15 protein-coding genes and 1 tRNA gene are annotated in these 16,790 nt (G+C 61.6%); 8 read left to right on the forward strand and 8 right to left on the reverse strand.

Translation table 11 applies throughout. The annotated features are described in order from the left end of the window. Positions 1-93 precede the first annotated feature (93 nt). Entirely contained in the window at positions 94-1,539 is a 1,446-nt protein-coding gene (locus tag OKW35_RS31280) for a hypothetical protein (protein ID WP_429554118.1), read from the forward strand. Positions 1,540-1,709: 170 nt separating this feature from the next. On the opposite strand, the gene OKW35_RS31285 is transcribed toward OKW35_RS31280, so the two are convergent. Together OKW35_RS31285 and hemN are read right to left on the reverse strand one after the other, a co-directional pair. Continuing rightward, entirely contained in the window at positions 1,710-2,483 is a 774-nt protein-coding gene (locus OKW35_RS31285; protein WP_429554119.1) for a reverse transcriptase domain-containing protein, read from the reverse strand. A gap of 2,751 nt (positions 2,484-5,234) precedes the next feature. Continuing rightward, positions 5,235-6,620 (reverse strand): oxygen-independent coproporphyrinogen III oxidase, encoded by a 1,386-nt coding sequence (hemN, locus tag OKW35_RS31290; protein ID WP_429554120.1) that lies wholly within the window; start codon positions 6,618-6,620, stop codon positions 5,235-5,237. Between the two features lie 178 nt (positions 6,621-6,798). Between hemN and OKW35_RS31295 the strand changes: the two genes are divergently transcribed. The 3 genes from OKW35_RS31295 (at position 6,799) to OKW35_RS31305 (ending at position 8,706) form a co-directional block, all read left to right on the forward strand. Next, positions 6,799-7,101, forward strand: a complete 303-nt coding sequence (locus OKW35_RS31295) for a YkgJ family cysteine cluster protein (protein WP_429404707.1) — start codon at positions 6,799-6,801, stop codon at positions 7,099-7,101. 84 nt (positions 7,102-7,185) lie between these two features. Beyond that, complete coding sequence (locus OKW35_RS31300; RefSeq protein ID WP_429554121.1) at positions 7,186-7,779, forward strand: DUF1439 domain-containing protein; 594 nt, start codon at positions 7,186-7,188, stop codon at positions 7,777-7,779. 90 nt (positions 7,780-7,869) lie between these two features. Next, positions 7,870-8,706 carry an undecaprenyl-diphosphate phosphatase gene (locus OKW35_RS31305; protein WP_184058119.1) on the forward strand — a complete coding sequence of 279 codons (837 nt, stop codon included), beginning with the start codon at positions 7,870-7,872 and terminating at the stop codon, positions 8,704-8,706. Positions 8,707-8,777: 71 nt separating this feature from the next. Here the strand turns inward: OKW35_RS31305 and trmB are convergent, their stop codons facing one another. Both trmB and OKW35_RS31315 read right to left on the reverse strand, forming a co-directional pair. After that, entirely contained in the window at positions 8,778-9,584 is an 807-nt protein-coding gene (gene trmB, locus OKW35_RS31310; protein ID WP_429554122.1) for a tRNA (guanosine(46)-N7)-methyltransferase TrmB, read from the reverse strand. 126 nt (positions 9,585-9,710) lie between these two features. Next, positions 9,711-9,784 (reverse strand) — tRNA-Gly (locus OKW35_RS31315). Between the two features lie 224 nt (positions 9,785-10,008). Here OKW35_RS31315 and OKW35_RS31320 point away from each other — a divergent pair. Continuing rightward, on the forward strand, positions 10,009-11,595 hold the full coding sequence (locus OKW35_RS31320; protein ID WP_429554123.1) for a methyl-accepting chemotaxis protein: 1,587 nt from the start codon (positions 10,009-10,011) through the stop codon (positions 11,593-11,595). A gap of 58 nt (positions 11,596-11,653) precedes the next feature. Here the strand turns inward: OKW35_RS31320 and OKW35_RS31325 are convergent, their stop codons facing one another. The 3 genes from OKW35_RS31325 to OKW35_RS31335 all read right to left on the reverse strand — a co-directional run bounded on the left by OKW35_RS31325 (position 11,654) and on the right by OKW35_RS31335 (position 13,716). Beyond that, positions 11,654-12,217, reverse strand: a complete 564-nt coding sequence (locus OKW35_RS31325; RefSeq protein ID WP_184058113.1) for a YggT family protein — start codon at positions 12,215-12,217, stop codon at positions 11,654-11,656. Between the two features lie 157 nt (positions 12,218-12,374). Continuing rightward, on the reverse strand, positions 12,375-12,695 hold the full coding sequence (locus OKW35_RS31330) for an EthD family reductase (RefSeq protein ID WP_184058111.1): 321 nt from the start codon (positions 12,693-12,695) through the stop codon (positions 12,375-12,377). Positions 12,696-12,780: 85 nt separating this feature from the next. Next, complete coding sequence (locus OKW35_RS31335; RefSeq protein ID WP_184058108.1) at positions 12,781-13,716, reverse strand: Rossmann-like and DUF2520 domain-containing protein; 936 nt, start codon at positions 13,714-13,716, stop codon at positions 12,781-12,783. Between the two features lie 276 nt (positions 13,717-13,992). Here OKW35_RS31335 and OKW35_RS31340 point away from each other — a divergent pair, with 276 nt between their 5' ends. The 3 genes from OKW35_RS31340 to OKW35_RS31350 all read left to right on the forward strand — a co-directional run bounded on the left by OKW35_RS31340 (position 13,993) and on the right by OKW35_RS31350 (position 16,025). Beyond that, positions 13,993-14,154 (forward strand): hypothetical protein, encoded by a 162-nt coding sequence (locus OKW35_RS31340; protein ID WP_167368604.1) that lies wholly within the window; start codon positions 13,993-13,995, stop codon positions 14,152-14,154. A gap of 387 nt (positions 14,155-14,541) precedes the next feature. Further along, positions 14,542-14,853, forward strand: coding sequence for a hypothetical protein (locus OKW35_RS31345; RefSeq protein ID WP_184058106.1), 312 nt, complete (start codon positions 14,542-14,544; stop codon positions 14,851-14,853). A gap of 206 nt (positions 14,854-15,059) precedes the next feature. Then, the gene (locus OKW35_RS31350; protein ID WP_429554124.1) at positions 15,060-16,025 is read left to right on the forward strand and encodes a threo-3-hydroxy-L-aspartate ammonia-lyase; all 966 of its coding nucleotides are present in this window, start codon (positions 15,060-15,062) and stop codon (positions 16,023-16,025) included. 70 nt (positions 16,026-16,095) lie between these two features. Here the strand turns inward: OKW35_RS31350 and OKW35_RS31355 are convergent, their stop codons facing one another. Beyond that, positions 16,096-16,776: a LysE family translocator gene (locus OKW35_RS31355; protein WP_184058102.1), complete on the reverse strand. Its 681-nt coding sequence runs from the start codon at positions 16,774-16,776 to the stop codon at positions 16,096-16,098. Between the last annotated feature and the right edge of the window lie 14 nt (positions 16,777-16,790).

The following is a 16,790-nucleotide window of genomic DNA, read 5'->3' on the forward strand; positions in this document are numbered from 1 at the left end:
ACGATTGTAGCGAAACCGAAAGCACTGCGGGCGACCTCACAGGTCACGTACCATAAAAGTGCTGCGCGAAAAGCGAACTAAACGGACGACAACATGCCCGAAAAAAGTACAGACGCCGATGCGATGCTGCCCAAGAAATTCAAAGGGCTTTGGTGCCGTGCCCTCAAGCTTTCGCATTTGAGCGCCCTCAATGCCGAAACGATTGCACTGTGGGCGAAAGATGCCGGGCTTGATGCCCAGGAAGTGGTCGAAAAGCCGGTTGGCGCGTTCAGGCCCATCCCAGCGGTCGTGCTAACCGTCGGAGGCAAAACAGCATATTTCCCGACTGTCTCGGCGACCGATGACCCTGCCTGGGTCGAAAGCAGAAGAGCCCATGAGCGTATCGCGGCGATTTGGTCGAAAGCGGAATGGTTCGAGCCTCTCTGGGTGCCCCGAGGACGAATCCTCCCCCTGTTGGTGGCTGTTGAACACCGCTCGAAAGAGGAAGCCATAAAACAGTTCGACTATCACACCTCCACGATTTACACACTCGCATTTCAGGCCGTCTGCATCGCGCAATTCATCTCGAAGTCGCGTACCCTCGCCCCGTTTTACCCGATTGTTCGAGAAGCATATCTTGCCTTTTATGCCGGACACCGTGCATCGAGTATCGCTGCGCTCATTCCAGTTATGGAGGGCGCGCTCCAGCGCATCTCAGTGGAAAACGGAAATTTGCATGTGGCGGAACAGATAGACCGCGTAATCGACCGAGCCTGCGGGCTCGCGGCACGCATTCGCTTCGACCGCAACTGGGTGCCCGACGAGTACACGACGACGGAGTATCTGTATGGTCAAGACGAGCGAGTTTTCATCTTTGAGACCTTCCGTCAATGGCTGAAGGACGTGTTCTTTCGCAATACCGACAAGTACGAGGGTGTGACCTGGCTCAATCGCCACCTGTTCGCCCACGGGACTTCGACCGATTGGGCAAACGACGGAAACTTCCGACGCCTGGTCGTTGCGCTCGCCACGTTCGGCGTCATTGAGTCTTGGCACGATGAAAGCAATAGCGTCCCGCTGTTACTGCCGGAGATGAACAACGACAGCGTTCTACTCTGGCAGCAGGCGCAACTCCAGGCGCAGGGACAGTTGGCGCTACGAATGCTTGAACAGCAGAACTACCAGAAGTACGGTCAGATAGTTCCGCCGAGGCCCACCGACGATGGTTCGCTCCTGCGCAAGGCTCATCTCACCGATGAATGCATCAAAGACCTGGTTCGACCGCTCAGAGATGCCGGATGGGACGTAGAAATGGGCGAACCGGATGAGCAAGCGCTCCAGATGAAAGTACTAGCCAGAGGTGGCGGCACGGAAATACATGTCGGCCTGCTGTTCAGCTGCGCGACCGACCCCGAAATCTATCGGGAGCTAGCGAAGAGCTGCACCGCGATTCTCTATCTTGGCCCACCTGACCGGCAGAAGGAGTTCACGCAAGGCATAAATGTCCACGTCGGGCCCGTTGCAGGCTGGCAGCCGCCACGTGCTCCCGGTGGAACCTGATTGGATTGGCTCGTTTGCCTCATGAACTAGCTGAACTTGTTCGAGGCGCGGGCACGGTCTGCCAAGGTGCCGCGCCTAATCCGATGCGGAAAATCCCGGCGACCTGGGGCTGCGGGACCACGCCTTGCGCGGCCGCGCGGCCCCTCCGGGGGGAGTATCCCCGCGAGGTATCAGAGCATCTCGGCCTGGAGCTGATTGGCTTGAGCCGGGTTCACGGAGTCGACATAGCCGAGGATGGCTTGGTGTCGATGGGGATTCCCGTCTCCACGCATCGCGCCGAGAAACGCGTGCCACCTGTCAGGCAGTACGTGCAGAGAATTCTGAGACAACTCGATATTGAAAGCGCTGATTTTGTCAGCCGGTCCTTGCTGTTTCCTTGGATTTAAATCGAAACCGCTCTTCTCGGCCATGCGCTTAACGTCAGCGAAAATATTTGCCGCCAGCGCTTCGTCGTTCAGAGAGATGATTATGTCATCAACATAAACGCTTACCTCTATGCCGTCAGTCGCAGAGAGCTGTTTCAGGTAATTGCCGAGTGCACTTTTACGCAGGCAGATGCTTGCAAGCAAAGTGGATTGAACAAATCCATACGGCAGTATGTAGCGCTTTGGCGCATCCTCAGGCAATCGGACCGTCGAGAGATTCGCAATATCTCGAGCCTCTGCGTAGCTGTACATCCCTTTCAGGACACGAGTTACCCGGCTGCGGTTTATACGCTGAAAGAAGTTCTCGATGTCGACGTGAATAAAACAGGTCTGCCCAAGGTGGGCCTTCAACGCTGCAACGTGGCCACCCTGACGAAGATGGTAGTAGTACGCGGGCGCCTTCCAGCGTTGACTTAGTTCGTCTTTGATTTTCGCTCCAAGTTGTAGTGTGTCACCGTTGGGAACAAACACCCATTTCCCGGGTTTCAGCTCAAACTTGGAATCCCATCGAGGTTCCATGATTTCTATAATTAATGGTCACGTTCTTGTAGATTAACTCTGCGAGCCGAACGAGTTCGGTCGCAAAGGGAATCAGAACAAGAACTAGACGCTGAACGAAAGTAAGATTTTTCATAGCAGCTTTCTCCATTCTATCCCGGCTTGTCTAGCGCTTTGCGCATTGACCACAAATCAAAACTGATATGCATATAGGAAATATTCCGCAATGCTATATCGCGATATCACATAGTGACGCAATGGAGGATAGGCGCCGCCAGAGCGCCTATCGCCGGGAAAAAGCACAGTACCAAAATATAAAGTGCGGTGCAAGTAGATTTGACAGTATTGAAAAGGAGGACCGGCAAAAATGAGCTGAAAGTAGAAACACGGTCGCCCCAGTGCGTCCACCACTCGCTTTACAAGGGGCAGCTTTTTGCACGTACCGTGACTCGCGCGCACCGCTGACCGAGTCAGACCATAGTCCGGCGAGGGGAGACGCGTGGTTAAGATGTCCGTCTGGTCGAGGCGTTGCCCTTCACGGAGCAGCCCTTACGCCTGCGAGTCACTCCCGGACGCTGTGGGCCAGCAAGCGTACCTTTTTTTAGATAGTACAAAGTCATCACGAAGTTTGCGTGCCCAAATCGTGTGGCAAGCGCACGTCGATTGTCGCGATTTGTACCCATCGTAGACATCTCCATATAAGTTTTAGAAATGCTCGGCGTGTTCACAATACCTCTCCGCAATCATCCGGATGAGCACCGAACTCGGTCCATTTAGCTTAGACGCTAAAGGTTAAGAATTCAAACCAATATCTCGGGCCGAATGCGAACACTCGAAACATTGTGTTGGTACATGAGGCTGTCTGTGAGGATTACAGAAAGCAACAAATGTCCGCGGTAAAATATTTCGATAGGTTGGACTATTCGTATCTTCCATCGAAATTGCGTGTTTGTTCTTTTATGATGTGGGTGCGCATATTAATCGTACTTCGCGATTAACTAAGCGTTAATACTTGCGTTCTTGATGACTCGAACCTGCGAACTATCATGGGTGCTAGAAGCGAGCGGAGGGTGACATGGTGGCGGAACTGCAGACAATCCATCGTAGAAAGCTGTACGAAGAGGTGTGGGCTGAGCCGGTCGTTAAAGTCGCACCGAGGTACGGATTATCCGATTCGGGCCTGCTGAAGATATGTGACCGGCTTGGTGTCCCGACGCCGGCACTAGGCTACTGGGCGCGGGTGAGGGCCGGCCAGAATGTTCAACGCAAGGATTTACCGTCGACGTCTGGGCCTTTGGTCTATCACAGGCGACGACTTACTAAAAAATGTGTCACGAACCTACCTTCCGATGTTCTCGCACCTGTCAACCAGATGCTCGATGATGGATTTGTTCGTTACGCGCCCATCTCGAAGCCGATTTCACTGTCGGAATGTCTGCCCGTGACGCAGCAAATTGCTGCGCACGCGACATCTGCTTCCAGAGACGGTCGGGGCTGGCCGGCTTACTCCGCAGGTACGGTTGCGACAATCGAAACTTCGGGTCGATACGCCGCTCGTGGTCTTTTGTTAATCAACGCGCTATTCGAAACGCTAGGGGCCGCAGGGCACTACGTGCCAGCAGCCTCTGGCCAATCCGACCTCGTCCCGGTCCAAATCCTAGATTTGCGATACTCGTTCCGGTTGCGGGAGAAGAGTCCGGCAGCAGGAGGTACGGGTCAGAATGTCGGCTTGAAAGAGTTTGGAAGCGAGCCGACCGGCGAGTTTGAACTTCACGCCTTCATCGAAGGTGGTCGATACAGGATTGCCGCATTGAGCGATGCTCGGAGGACGAGTGTTGAAGAGCGAATCTGGAGGTTCGTGCTTCGTTTGAGGCACGTTGCGATAGACCATCGGAACTTGGCGCTCTCGGGCGAGTGAGTGCGGAACAATCTGTTTTTGATACTGTACCTTGCCGGTTGCGCAGCAGATGACCAAGGACCGCCTAGTCTACTAGGGGCCGAGAATTAAGCGCCGTATTTACGCTCGTTTGTCCAGTTTCTTGCTCGTTGTGCCATTCATGCGGCTAAACCCGTCGAAGGCTCCAATGCAAAAAGCCGCCCATAAGGCGGCTTCGTCGCATATAGCTGATGGTGCCCGGGGCCGGAATCGAACCGGCACGCCTTGCGGCGGGGGATTTTCTTACCACTTCGGCTTTCGCCGCCAGAGTTGCCTCTGTTCGTGGTCTGGAGCACGCCTTCACCGTGGCAGTTGTTATCCTGCTTTAGGTGCCCGCCGTCTGCTCTCTACACCTTCTCCGACGCTTTCACGCTGGAGCTTGGCTCGGTATTAGCTCGGATTTTTCATCCAGGGCCTTCGCCGAGTTTGACGGGCTTCACCTCAAGAATTTCTTCAAGAGGGCTCAAATTTGGTCTGAGTCCCCTGCGTCTACCAATTTCACCACCCGGGCGACGCAAATTCGCTGGCGACAATACCAGTGAATACTACTAAAAACAACTTCTTCCGGACCAATTGTCTTGGTGCTTCGAACAACGCCACCGGTAGGGCTACCGGTTTCAAAGCTCTAGCAAATCGCCTATCGGCGCGGGTTGCCCAACTAACCGGTAGGGAACAAGTATCTAAACCGAGTCTACCAATTTCACCACCTGGGCAGATACTGCAGCGCGCGCATCGGGAGTTCAGCGCGCGAGGAAGACGCAGATTATGGCCGAAAATCGGTAGACGGGCAAGTTGATTGCCTTCACCCGCCACAGCGCGTTCGCGGCGAGCAGTGCTCAGACCGTGCGCGAGAATCGTGTGAGCGTCTGCTCGCCCAGATAGCGGTCGAATACCATCGCGAGATTGCGCACGAGCATGCGGCCGGCCATTCGCACTTCGAGCTTGCGTGCGCCGAGCGAGATCAGCCCGTCGTCCTCGAATGAACGCAGACGCGCGAGTTCCGGCGCGAACGTGTCGGCGAAGTGGATGCCGTACGCCGCTTCGAATTCGTCGAAGCGCAGTTCGAGGTTGCACATCAGCTGCGTGATCACGTCGCGCCGCAGACGGTCGTCGGCGGACAGGCGGATGCCGCGCGCGATCGCGAGCCGGCCCGCATCGATCGAGTCGGTGTAAGCGGGCAGCTCTCGCGCGTTCTGCGCGTACACGTCGCCGACCTTGCCGATCGACGAGGCGCCAAAACCGATCAGATCGCACTCGGCCCGCGTGCTATAGCCCTGGAAATTGCGATGCAGCGTGCGCTGCGCCTGCGCGCGAGCGAGCTCGTCGGTGGGCAGCGCGAAGTGATCCATGCCGATGTACACATAGCCCGCTTCAGTCAGCCGTTCGACGATCCGTTGCAGCAGAGCCAGCCGCTCCTCGCTCGACGGCAGCGTCGCGGGATCCATCTGGCGCTGCATCTTGAAGAGCTGCGGCATGTGCGCATACGCGAACACCGACAGCCGGTCCGGCGCCAGTTCGAGCATCGTGTCGAGCGTGCGGCTGAAGCTCACGACGGTTTGATGCGGCAGCCCGTAAATCAGATCGACGCCGATCGAATGAAAACCGTACGGGCGCGCCGCCTGCATCACCGATGCGGTCATCTCGAACGGCTGGATGCGATTGATCGCCTGCTGCACGCGCGGATCGAAGTCCTGCACGCCCAGGCTCAGCCGGTTGAAGCCGAGGCGGCGCAGAAGCGCGACCGTATCGGGCGACGCCTCGCGCGGATCGACCTCGATCGAATATTCGGCTCGATCGTCGGGCAGAAGTTTGAAGTGCTCGCGCGTCGCGGCCATCAGCTCGGCCATCTCGTCATGCGACAAAAACGTCGGCGTGCCGCCGCCCCAATGCAATTGCGACACGGGCCGCTGTGTATCGAAACACGCCGCCTGCAAGCCGATTTCGCGTTTGAGCCGCTCAAGGTACGGCCGCGCATGCGCGCGATTTCTCGTCACGACCTTGTTGCAGCCGCAGTAGAAGCACACGGTGTCGCAAAACGGAATGTGGAAGTACAGAGACAGATCGGTCGACGCGGCACCCGGGTCGGCGGCGGCGCGGTGATAGTCGGCGGTGTCGAACGATTCGCGGAACTGCGGCGCGGTCGGATAGGACGTATACCGGGGACCGTTCGCGCTGTAGCGCGCGAGCAGGTCGGGGCGGAACAGGGTGTCGGTTTGGGACATGAGCAGTGTCGGACGGTGGGCGGCTCTCGCAGCGTGCCGCGTGTCATGGTCAGTCAGCAGCTTCGAGTTTACGTGCGTGCCCATGGGACCCGATTGTGTAAAGAGGTCGCACAGACAGGCAGTGGCACAATGCGGGTCTGGCAACACGTTGCCAAGGTGTGAGTTCAGGAAAGATGACGTGGATCAAAGGTTGAACAGTGCACGGGTGGACGCTCACGCGTGCCGTCCCGTTTGCGGCGCGTGTTGTATCGCGCCGTCGATTTCGAGCCCGATTCCAGGCATGCCGAACGGCAAGCCGGCGGGCGTGCGCTGCGTGCAACTCGGCGACGATCTGCGCTGCGCGATCTTCGGCCGGCCGGAGCGGCCCGCATGCTGCTCGGGTCTGCAGCCGCAACTCGAGATGTGCGGCGCGAATCGCGGCGAAGCGCTCGCGTGGCTCACGCTACTCGAGGCGCAAACACAACCGGCATCCCATCCATGACGCGCGGCATGCGGTAAACGCCGTCGCTGACCACACCCGTCAACGCAAGCCGATGTCCGCAAGGGCTTCCACAGGAGATTTCGCATGACTCGACCCGCAGCGCCGGCCCGGCGCCGCTTTCTGCGCGCTGCGCTGACCGGCTGCAGCGCGCTTGGCATCACTGTGTCGCTCGCGGCTTGCGCGAGCCCGACGTTTCCGTTCATGCCGTCGCACTACACGTTCTCGCAGAAGCAGGTGCAGGAGGCCGTGCAGCGCAAGTTCCCGTATCAGCGCACGGTGTCGCAGGTGTTCGATGTCGCGCTGAGCAATCCGGTGGTGGGCATGCTGCCCGATGCGAACCGCGTGCAGGTGAAGCTCGACGCGCGTTTCGCGAGTCCGTTCCTGCAGCAGCCGGTCGATGGCGTGTTCACGCTGTCGAGTGAACTTGCATATGACGCGGCGAGCCGTTCGGTGATCCTCAAGTCGCCGAGTGTCGACAACGTCAGCGTGAGCGGCGAGGCGCAGATCTACACGCAGCAGATCAATGCGGCCGCGGCGCTGCTCGCGACCCAATTGCTGACCAACTATCCGATCTACACGTTCAAGCCCGAGCAACTGCAATTTGCCGGCGTCAACTACGAACCCGGTACAATCACGATCCTTACAAACGGCATACGCGTGCAGATCGTCGAAAGATGACTGGCACGCGCGGCCACGTGGGCCGCGCATGCCAGTCATGACCGTGCGGGCCCATTTCGTTGCGACAACCTACCGCGATAAGGGGCACGGATGGACTGGTTACTGGCTTGCAAGGCGCTGATTCTCGGCGTGGTCGAGGGTTTGACGGAGTTCTTGCCGGTGTCGAGCACCGGGCATCTGATCGTCGTCGGCAGTCTGCTGGATTTCTCCGACGAGCACGCGAAGACCTTCGATGTCGTGATCCAGCTCGGCGCGATTCTCGCCGTGTGCTGGGAGTTTCGCCGCCGCATCGGCAACGTGATCGTGGGGCTGCCGAGCCGGCCCGAGGCACGCCGCTTCGCGCTGAACGTGATCATTGCGACGATTCCGGCAGTCGTGCTCGGCCTGCTGTTCGAGAAGTCGATCAAGGAGGCGCTGTTTTCACCGGTGCCGGTCGCGTTTGCGCTGGTCGCGGGCGGCGTCGTGATCCTGTGGGCGGAGGCGCGTCAGCGCGCGCGCGGCGACGCGGCGGTGCGGGTGCGCAGCATCGACGATCTGAGCCCGCTCGATGCGTTGAAAGTCGGCCTCGCACAGTGCTTCGCGCTGATTCCGGGGACCTCGCGCTCGGGCTCGACGATCATCGGCGGCATGCTGTTCGGCATCGAGCGCCGCGCCGCGACCGAGTTTTCATTCTTTCTCGCGATTCCGATCATCTTCGGCGCGACGGCCTACGAGCTGTACAAGGACTGGCACCTGCTCACCACCGATGCGCTCGGCAGCTTCGCGCTCGGCTTCGCGGCCGCGTTCGTCAGTGCGTTCGTCTGCATCCGCTGGCTGCTGCGCTATGTCGCGTCGCACGACTTCACGGTGTTCGCGTGGTATCGGATCGGCTTTGGCCTGCTGATCCTGCTGATCGGTTATAGCGGCGGGTTGAGCTGGGCCGATTGAGATTTGCCGTGCGATGAAAAAAGGTCCGCGTATGTGCGGACCTTTTTTCGTTGGCTTGCCGTCTCGTCGCGTTACGCGGCGCCGCGCTTGCGGAACACGAGGTCCCACACGCCGTGGCCGAGCCGCAGGCCACGTCGTTCGAACTTCGTCACCGGACGATAGTCGGGCCGCGGCGCGTAGGTGTCGGCGGTGTTTTCGAGCAGCGGATCGGCGCCGAGCACTTCGAGCATCTGTTCGGCGTAGTTCTGCCAGTCGGTCGCGCAATGCAGATACGCATCCGGCTTCAGACGCGACACGAGCAGCGCGACGAACTTCGGCTGGATCAGCCGGCGCTTGTGATGGCGCGCCTTGTGCCACGGGTCGGGGAAAAAGATGTGCACGCCGTCGAGGCTGTCGGGCGCGACCATGTGCTCGAGCACTTCGACCGCGTCGTGCTGGATGATGCGGATGTTCGTCAGCGACTGCTCGCCGATCAGCTTCAGCAACGCGCCGACACCGGGCTCGTGGACTTCGACGCCCAAGAAGTCGTCGTCGGGACGGTGCGCGGCGATCTCCGCGGTGGTGGCGCCCATGCCGAAGCCGATCTCCAGCACGCGCGGCGCTTCGCGGCCGAACACGCCGGTCCAGTCGGGTTGTTGTGGTGCATAGGGCACGACGAAGCGCGGGCCGAACTCATCGAGCGCGCGGCGCTGGCCGGTCGACACGCGACCCGCGCGCGTGACGAAGCTGCGGATGCGGCGGTGATGAAGCGTGTCTGCCGGCGTTGCACCCGGCGTGCCGTCGACGTCGTTCGTCTCGTTGCCGGCGGGCTGATCGGCTGCGCTCGTGGGGGTCGGGGCGTCGTCCGGGAGACCGGAGTCGTTTGGATCGTGGATCATCGTCGATGCTGCTGCAAGGGTGAGGGCTGCGCGGCTTGCGCGCTGTGCCGGGCCGTTGCCACTACAAAAAAGCCGCCTTCAGGGAGGCGGCTCTTGCTGGATTCCGCTGAACACTCAGCGGGAAAGTGGAGCGGGCGATGGGAATCGAACCCACGGCTCTAGCTTGGGAAGCTAGGGTATTACCATTATACGACGCCCGCAGAACTCGCGATTTTACAGGCTTTTGGGCCGTTTGGGCAGGGGTATGGCTCGCGCGCACGAGCAGCCGACCCGTCTTTTCGCTTCTGCGGTTCGAACGGCGCGAGCCTTCAGACTTTGTCTGCGCCTGCCGTTAATCCGAATACTGCCCAACACCGTGCGCTTGCGCACCCGCAAGCCGGCACGAACCCGGCGCTTCCCATCCCGATCAAGAGATCTTCCCAAGATGCAGTGGCTTTCCAATCTGAAACTGAGCCAGAAGCTTGTCGGCTCCTTGATGCTGTGCGCGTTCGTAACGGCCATCGTCGGCACGGTCGGTGTGCTGAAGGTGCGCGAAGTCGCGACGATGCAAACCGAAATGTACGACCGCGAATTCGTGCCTGTGCGCGACGACGGCACCGCCGCGTGGCAGGCGGCTTCGCACTTCCGGCGCCTCTATTCGTACATCCTGAATCCGGAGCCGGCAGGCCGCGCCGATACGGTGCGCCTGAATCACGGCGGTGAAGCGGCGATCCTGTCGGCATTCGACTACGAGCGCAAGCATGCGACCACCGACGCGCAGAAGCAATTGCTGAGCGACTTCGACGCCGCCTATCCGGCCTATATGAGTTCGGTCGCGAAGGTGATGGCGCTGGCCGATCAGGGCGATCAGAGCGGCGCGCTCGCCGAGCTCAAATCGACCACCGACCCGCTGCACGTCAAGCTGCGCACGCTGATGATCAAGCTGTCCGATGTGCGGGACGAGTTGGCCAGGCAGCGTGTCGCGAACGGCGTCGAGATGGTTCGCTCGGTGACGTGGTGGATCGTGAGCTGCGCGGTCGTCGGCGTCGCGGTTGCGATCGGCCTGGGGCTGCTGGTGACGCGCGCGGTCGTGCGGCAGATCGGCGGCGAACCGGCCGAAGTCGCGAAGGTCGTCGAGCAGATCGCGGGCGGCGACTTGAGCCAGCGACTGCACACCGGCGCCGCCGACGACGGCAGCATCTTGCGCGCGGTCGCGCACATGCAGGAGCGTCTCGCGGCGACGATCGGTTCGATTCGCGAAAGCGCCGAGTCGGTCAGCATCGCTTCGCAGCAGATCGCGAGCGGCAACATCGATCTGTCCGCTCGCACCGAAGAGCAGGCCGCTTCGCTCGAACAGACCGCGGCGAGCATGTCGGAATTGACGCAGACCGTCACCCGCAACAGCGACAACGCGCGCAACGCGAGCGCGCTCGCGACTGAGGCTGCACAGGTCGCCAACACCGGCAACACTGCTGTCGAGGGCATGGTGCGCACCATCGGTGATATCAGCGGCAGTTCGACGAAAATCTCGGAGATCACCGGCGTGATCGAGGGCATTGCGTTCCAAACCAATATTCTCGCGTTGAACGCGGCGGTCGAGGCCGCGCGCGCGGGCGAGCAGGGGCGCGGTTTCGCGGTGGTGGTCGCGAGCGAGGTGCGCAACCTCGCGCAGCGCTCGGCGAGCGCGGCCAAGGAGATCAAGGAGATGATCACGACGTCGGTCGCGATCATCGAAGGCGGCACGCAGCAGGCAGCCGAAGTCAGCACGACGATGGCGGATATCAAGGCCGCGATTCATCGCGTGTCGGATATCGTCAGTGAGATCGCAACGGCCTCCGAAGAGCAGAACCGCAGCATTCACCAGGTCGGCCAGGCCGTCACGCAGATGGACGAGACCACGCAGCGGAACGCGGCGCTCGTCGAACAGGCCGCGGCGGCCGCGCAATCGCTCGAGACGCAGGCGCGCAAGATGAAGCAGACGGTGTCGGTGTTCCGGACGGGGGAGAGCCGCGGTTTCGCGGCACCCGTGTAGAAGCCGCGCCGACTCAAGCGGCCGCCGCGCGTCAGCCCAACTTTCCCGCGCAATCAGCTCAGATCACAAAATAAGTCAGCTGAACCGCCGCGCGCGTGACGACCATCTGCAGCACCTGCACGATCACGAACAGCAGGATCGGCGACAGATCGATACCGCCGAATTTCGGCAGCACGCGACGCAACGGATTCAGAAACGGCGCGGTCAGCTGATACAGAATCGGCATCGCGGGCGAACGAGGATTGAGCCACGACAGCAGCGCCATCAGGATCGTCATCCAGATGATCAGATTGAGCGCCCACTTGATCGCGGTGAGCACCGCGACGATCAGCAGCGTCGGCACGAGCGTCAGCGGATCCGCGCCCGTCAGCACGATCATCAGGACGACGTAGATGATCGCGGCGATCAGCGTCGCGACCACGCTCGCCCAGTCGATGTTGCGCGTGCTCGGCAGGATGTGCCGTAGCGGCAGCACGATCCAGTTGGTCGCCTGCAGCACGGCGTTCGAGACCGGGTTGTACGGCGGCAGGCGCACAACCTGCAGCCACGCGCGCAACAGCAGCGCGGCGCCAAACAGCGTGAAAACGGTATTGAGCAGAAAACGGGCGATATCGCCAAACATCTCGTGTCCTTATGCTTCTGATGACGGCCGCCGACCGGCCGCGGGCTGCCGGCGTCGCCCGATCGGTGCGTGCCGGCGGTTTTCTGGATTTACCCGGTTAGCCAACCGGAGGTTCGACGTCATTGCGCGCCGCCTCCCGATGGCTGTCTGTCCGGCATCACACGGAAATCCGGACCTCGCTGATCAGGATTGTGCCGTTGCCGCCGTCGGTGTAGTTCGGGATATCCGCTAATAGTTGCTCGGACGCGGGCTTGAACACTTTATAGAAGTCGTCCGCGCTATCGAACAGGAAGTGTCCCGCGGCCACGTAAGGCGGTGGCGTGCCGGGCGGCCCGGCGTTCAGGCCCGCGTCGACCGACCAGCCTTTCAGCGCCGGCGCGAACAGCTTCGCCGCGAGCGGCATATGGGTCGCGCAGTAGTAGTCCATGTCGAAACGGCCGTTTTCCCGGTACGGGTAGAGGATGCTGACCTTGATCATTGTGCGTTCTCGTCTGTTGGTCCCGAAGCGCGGCGCGGGTCGTCGCGTGGTTCGCCCGGCGTGCCGGACGTCACATTATCACGGCTTACTTGACGCTTGCACCTGCCGCGGCCTGATTCAGCGAGCGGCCCAGCGATTCTTCCACAGCTTCGGAGATCGCTTCAATCGTCGCGGCCGGCGTTGCGCGACGTCGGGCGAGGTTGACCGCGCGGCGCGTCAGCAGACCATACAGCGCGGCATGGTCGCCGCCGAGGCCTTCGAGCAGCGCTAGCTGCTTCTCGACGACACCCGTGTCGCCGCGCGATACCGGCCCCGCGAGCGCGTTCGGCAGGCCCTTGTCGCGCGCGGTTTCGATCGTGCCCGCGAGCATCGGCAGCAGCGCGCGCAGCGCGTCGTCTTCGGCGAAGCCGAGCGTGCGCCACAACGCCACGCATTCGGCGAGGCTGCAGAGCGCGAAGCTCGCCGCGTAGTGCGCGGCGGCGTGATACAGCATGCGGCCGCCCGGCGGAATCGACAGCGGATGGCAGCGCAGCGCGAGCGCGAGCGCGGTCAGCGTCTCCTTCAGTTCGCCGTCGGCTTCGATCGTCACCGAGCAGCCCACGATACGCTCGAGATCGGCGAGCTCGCCGCTAAATAGATACAACGGATGAAAGCCGCCGATCGCCGCGCCCTGATCGCGCGCTGGCGCGAGCAGTTCGACCGGCGAGGCGCCGCTGCAGTGCACGAGCGCTTTGCCGGGGTGGCTTGCCGCATCGCCTCCAAAGCGGAGTGTGTGCGCTGTCGTACCGATGCTGTCGTCAGGAACGGCTAAAAAAACGATATCGGCGGCGTCGACGGCCTGTTGCGGGTCGTCAGTGGCCGCGCAGTGTGCGATCTGGGCGGCGAGCCGGCGCGCGGAATCGGCCGAGCGGCTCGCCACCGCGGTGACCGGATAGCCGGCGCGCGCAAACGCGAGCGCGAGACAACGCGCGAGCCGCCCCGCGCCGATGAAGCCGACGCGCGGCAAGGAAGACTGGGACATGGTCACCTGCTCCAGACGGATCGTGTGAACGGGAAAGCAGCAGTATCTCGCATCCGGCGAAGCGCGGCCGCGATCCGGCCCCTTCCACGGTTCGACAGCGGTCGTCGGATAAGTTTGCGGGCGATATGGCGCCAACGGTCGGTCATCGGGTGGCGTGACGCCCACGGTTGTGAAAACTGCTCACAATCGTACGTGACAGGAACAGTGGTCGATGAGCCGGTTTGGCGGTCGTATTTTCCGTACTTCGTTCGCAGTCAGAAATTCGGGAGGGTCGAGATGAGTATTTTTTCTTACCGAAAGCACTTGCGGTTCCTGACGCGCGCCCAGCGCCGTCGCTGGTGGGATCAGAAAAAGCGCCTTACGCCGCGCGTGCGGATCAGCGGCGCATACGTGCCGCCCAACGTGTCCCGCGAATTCGTGTACGTGAAGGTCGGCTAGTCGCGCGGTCTTCGCAGGTGACAAAATGCCCGGCCTCGAGCAATTGAGCCGGGCATTTTTTGTTGGGAATTTTCTTCCGGCTGTCAGGATTGAAGCGAATTTGTAATTAAAGATTACCGATGCGCGAACTCAAACCCCCGCGCTCGATCAGACTTGTGACGCGCGGCCCGTCGCCCGCGTGCAACCCCTTGATTCCCGGCTGGTTTCGCTCAGGTCGCGGCGGCGCGTAGGCGCGCTCGCGCCGCGCTCGGCAAAACGCTTCGGCTCGCCCTTGCAATTTGCAACAAATGCGAACATTTCGGCTGGGGCTTTTTAGATACATTGATTTCACAGCATGCGAGGCATGCGCAGTCGGCGACCTTGGCAGGCCGCGCTAGGAGAATAGAAGTGAAAAAGATCGTTCCGTTTGTCGTTGCAGCCGCACTCGGCTTGGGACTTGCCGGGGCCGCTGAGGCAGGTGTTTCCGTCGGTATCGGCCTTGGGGTGCCGATCGCGCCGGCCTATCCGGTCTATGCGGCGCCGCCGCCTGTCTATTACGCCCCGCCGCCTGCGCCGGTGTACGCGCCGCCGGTTGTGTTCGCACCGGCTCCGGTGGTGGTCGGAGGCTATTACGGCTATGGCCGCCCTTACTATCGTGGCTACTACCACGGCTACCGTGGCTACTATCGCGGCTATGGGCACTCGTACTATCGTCATTAAGAAGTGCGGGCGCGCTTGACGCGCGTGGGAACGTCGACGGCGTAACGCCGGCTTGTGCCGGGTTACGTCGTTTCTTTTTGTGTCGCTGGTTTTTGCTTTCCGCAGCGTTCCTGGCTGGTGTCGCGCGCTCGCGCGAGCGCCGTTCCAAAGCATCGAGGAAGCTGGGAGAATGGCTGCTTCGCCACCGCTCCAGGAGAGTTTCGCCGATGCAAGCGCTTCCCGCTCCCACCTTCGATGACGTCCTCGACGCCGCCACGCGTCTCGAAGGCGTCGCGCACCGCACCCCCGTTCTGACATCGAGCACGTTCGACGAGCGCACTGGCGCGTCGGTGTTCTTCAAGTGCGAAAACTTCCAGCGCATGGGCGCGTTCAAGTTCCGCGGCGCGTACAACGCGATTTCGCATTTCGACGCGGAGCAGCGCAAGGCGGGCGTGCTGACCTATTCGTCGGGCAATCACGCGCAGGCGATCGCGCTGTCGGCGCGCCTCGCCGGCATTCACGCGACGATCGTGATGCCGCACGACGCACCCGAGGCCAAGGTCGCCGCGACCAAAGGCTACGGCGGCGAAGTGATCAGCTACGACCGCTACAAGGAAAATCGCGAGGAAATCGGCCGCCGGCTCGCCGAAGAGCGCGGCATGACGCTGATCCCGCCGTACGATCATCCGCACGTGATCGCCGGCCAGGGCACCGCGGTCAAAGAACTGATCGACGAAACCGGCCCGCTCGACATGTTGTTCGTGTGCCTTGGCGGTGGCGGGTTGATCAGCGGCAGCGCATTGTCGGCGGCCGCGCTGAGCCCGGCCTGCACGGTGATCGGCATCGAGCCCGAGGCGGGCAACGACGGCCAGCAGTCGCTCGCACGCGGCGAGATCGTTCATATCGACGCGCCGCGCACGATTGCCGATGGCGCCGCCTCGACGCATCTGGGCCACTACACGTTCGCGGTCATCCGCCGGCTGGTCGCGCGAATCGAAACGGTCAGCGATGCGCAACTGATCGAGACGATGCGCTTTTTCGCGCAGCGCATGAAGATCGTCGTCGAACCGACTGGTTGTCTCGCGGCGGCGGCGGTGCTGAACGGCGTCGTGCCGGTGAACGGCAAGCGCGTCGGCGTGGTGGTGAGCGGTGGCAATGTCGATCTGCCGAAGCTCGCGCAGTACCTCGCATGAGCGGCTCACGTCGAGTCGCATGAAGAAAAACGGCTCGCCGATGCGAGCCGTTTTTTGTTCGCGAGCCGCTTCAGCTTGCCACTTGCGCGGTGCTCTGCACGATCAGGTCGCGATACCCGTTGACGATCACGCTGTACGAGAAATAGGCGAACAGCAGCGCCGACAGAACGTGACACGCGCGCAGCAGACCGGCGCCCGCGCGCTTGCGGCCCTGGCTGCCGAGCCCGCAGATGAAAAGCGTCCAGCACAGGCCGCCCAGAAAGAATCCGCCGAGGAAGATCAGCGCGGTTGTCGGGCTCGTTGCGCCGGCCTTCGCGATCAGCGCGCCGCCGACCGCTGCGAACCACAGGATCGCCGACGGCGACGACACCGCGAGCAGCACGCCGCGCACAAACCCGCGCCATGCCGACTGATGCGGCGCAGCCGCGTCGCCTTCGCCGGCAACAGCTTGCGCCGTGGCCGGGAACATCGCTTCACACGCCATCTTCCAGGTGAGAAACAGGAGGATCGCCGCGCCGCCGATCCATACGACCCAGCGCACCGATTCGAACTGCAGCAGCGCGGCCATGCCCGCGAGCGCGAGCGTCGCGTAAATGAGATCGCCGACGCACGAGCCGAGGCCGAGCCAGAAGCCCGGCCGGAAGCCGTGCGACAGCGTCAGCGAAATGATCGCGACGTTGACGAGACCGATATCGAGGCACAGCGACAAGGACAGAAAAAAGCCGTCCGACATCATTGAAAAAGCGTGCATCCGCGCGAGCGCTC

Origin of the sequence: Paraburkholderia sp. MM5477-R1, from assembly GCF_050436385.1 — a bacterium.
In the GTDB taxonomy this organism is placed as follows: Bacteria; Pseudomonadota; Gammaproteobacteria; order Burkholderiales; family Burkholderiaceae; genus Paraburkholderia; species Paraburkholderia tuberum.

Bases quoted from the DNA above. Each gene is read 5' to 3' on its own strand.
- OKW35_RS31280 (WP_429554118.1), top strand. From the start codon at position 94: ATGCCCGAAAAAAGTACAGACGCCGATGCGATGCTGCCCAAGAAATTC.
- OKW35_RS31285 (WP_429554119.1), bottom strand. From the start codon at position 2,483: ATGGAACCTCGATGGGATTCCAAGTTTGAGCTGAAACCCGGGAAATGG.
- hemN (WP_429554120.1), bottom strand. From the start codon at position 6,620: ATGTCCCAAACCGACACCCTGTTCCGCCCCGACCTGCTCGCGCGCTAC.
- OKW35_RS31300 (WP_429554121.1), top strand. From the start codon at position 7,186: ATGACTCGACCCGCAGCGCCGGCCCGGCGCCGCTTTCTGCGCGCTGCG.
- OKW35_RS31305 (WP_184058119.1), top strand. From the start codon at position 7,870: ATGGACTGGTTACTGGCTTGCAAGGCGCTGATTCTCGGCGTGGTCGAG.
- trmB (WP_429554122.1), bottom strand. From the start codon at position 9,584: ATGATCCACGATCCAAACGACTCCGGTCTCCCGGACGACGCCCCGACC.
- OKW35_RS31320 (WP_429554123.1), top strand. From the start codon at position 10,009: ATGCAGTGGCTTTCCAATCTGAAACTGAGCCAGAAGCTTGTCGGCTCC.
- OKW35_RS31325 (WP_184058113.1), bottom strand. From the start codon at position 12,217: ATGTTTGGCGATATCGCCCGTTTTCTGCTCAATACCGTTTTCACGCTG.
- OKW35_RS31330 (WP_184058111.1), bottom strand. From the start codon at position 12,695: ATGATCAAGGTCAGCATCCTCTACCCGTACCGGGAAAACGGCCGTTTC.
- OKW35_RS31335 (WP_184058108.1), bottom strand. From the start codon at position 13,716: ATGTCCCAGTCTTCCTTGCCGCGCGTCGGCTTCATCGGCGCGGGGCGG.
- OKW35_RS31340 (WP_167368604.1), top strand. From the start codon at position 13,993: ATGAGTATTTTTTCTTACCGAAAGCACTTGCGGTTCCTGACGCGCGCC.
- OKW35_RS31350 (WP_429554124.1), top strand. From the start codon at position 15,060: ATGCAAGCGCTTCCCGCTCCCACCTTCGATGACGTCCTCGACGCCGCC.
- OKW35_RS31355 (WP_184058102.1), bottom strand. From the start codon at position 16,776: ATGCACGCTTTTTCAATGATGTCGGACGGCTTTTTTCTGTCCTTGTCG.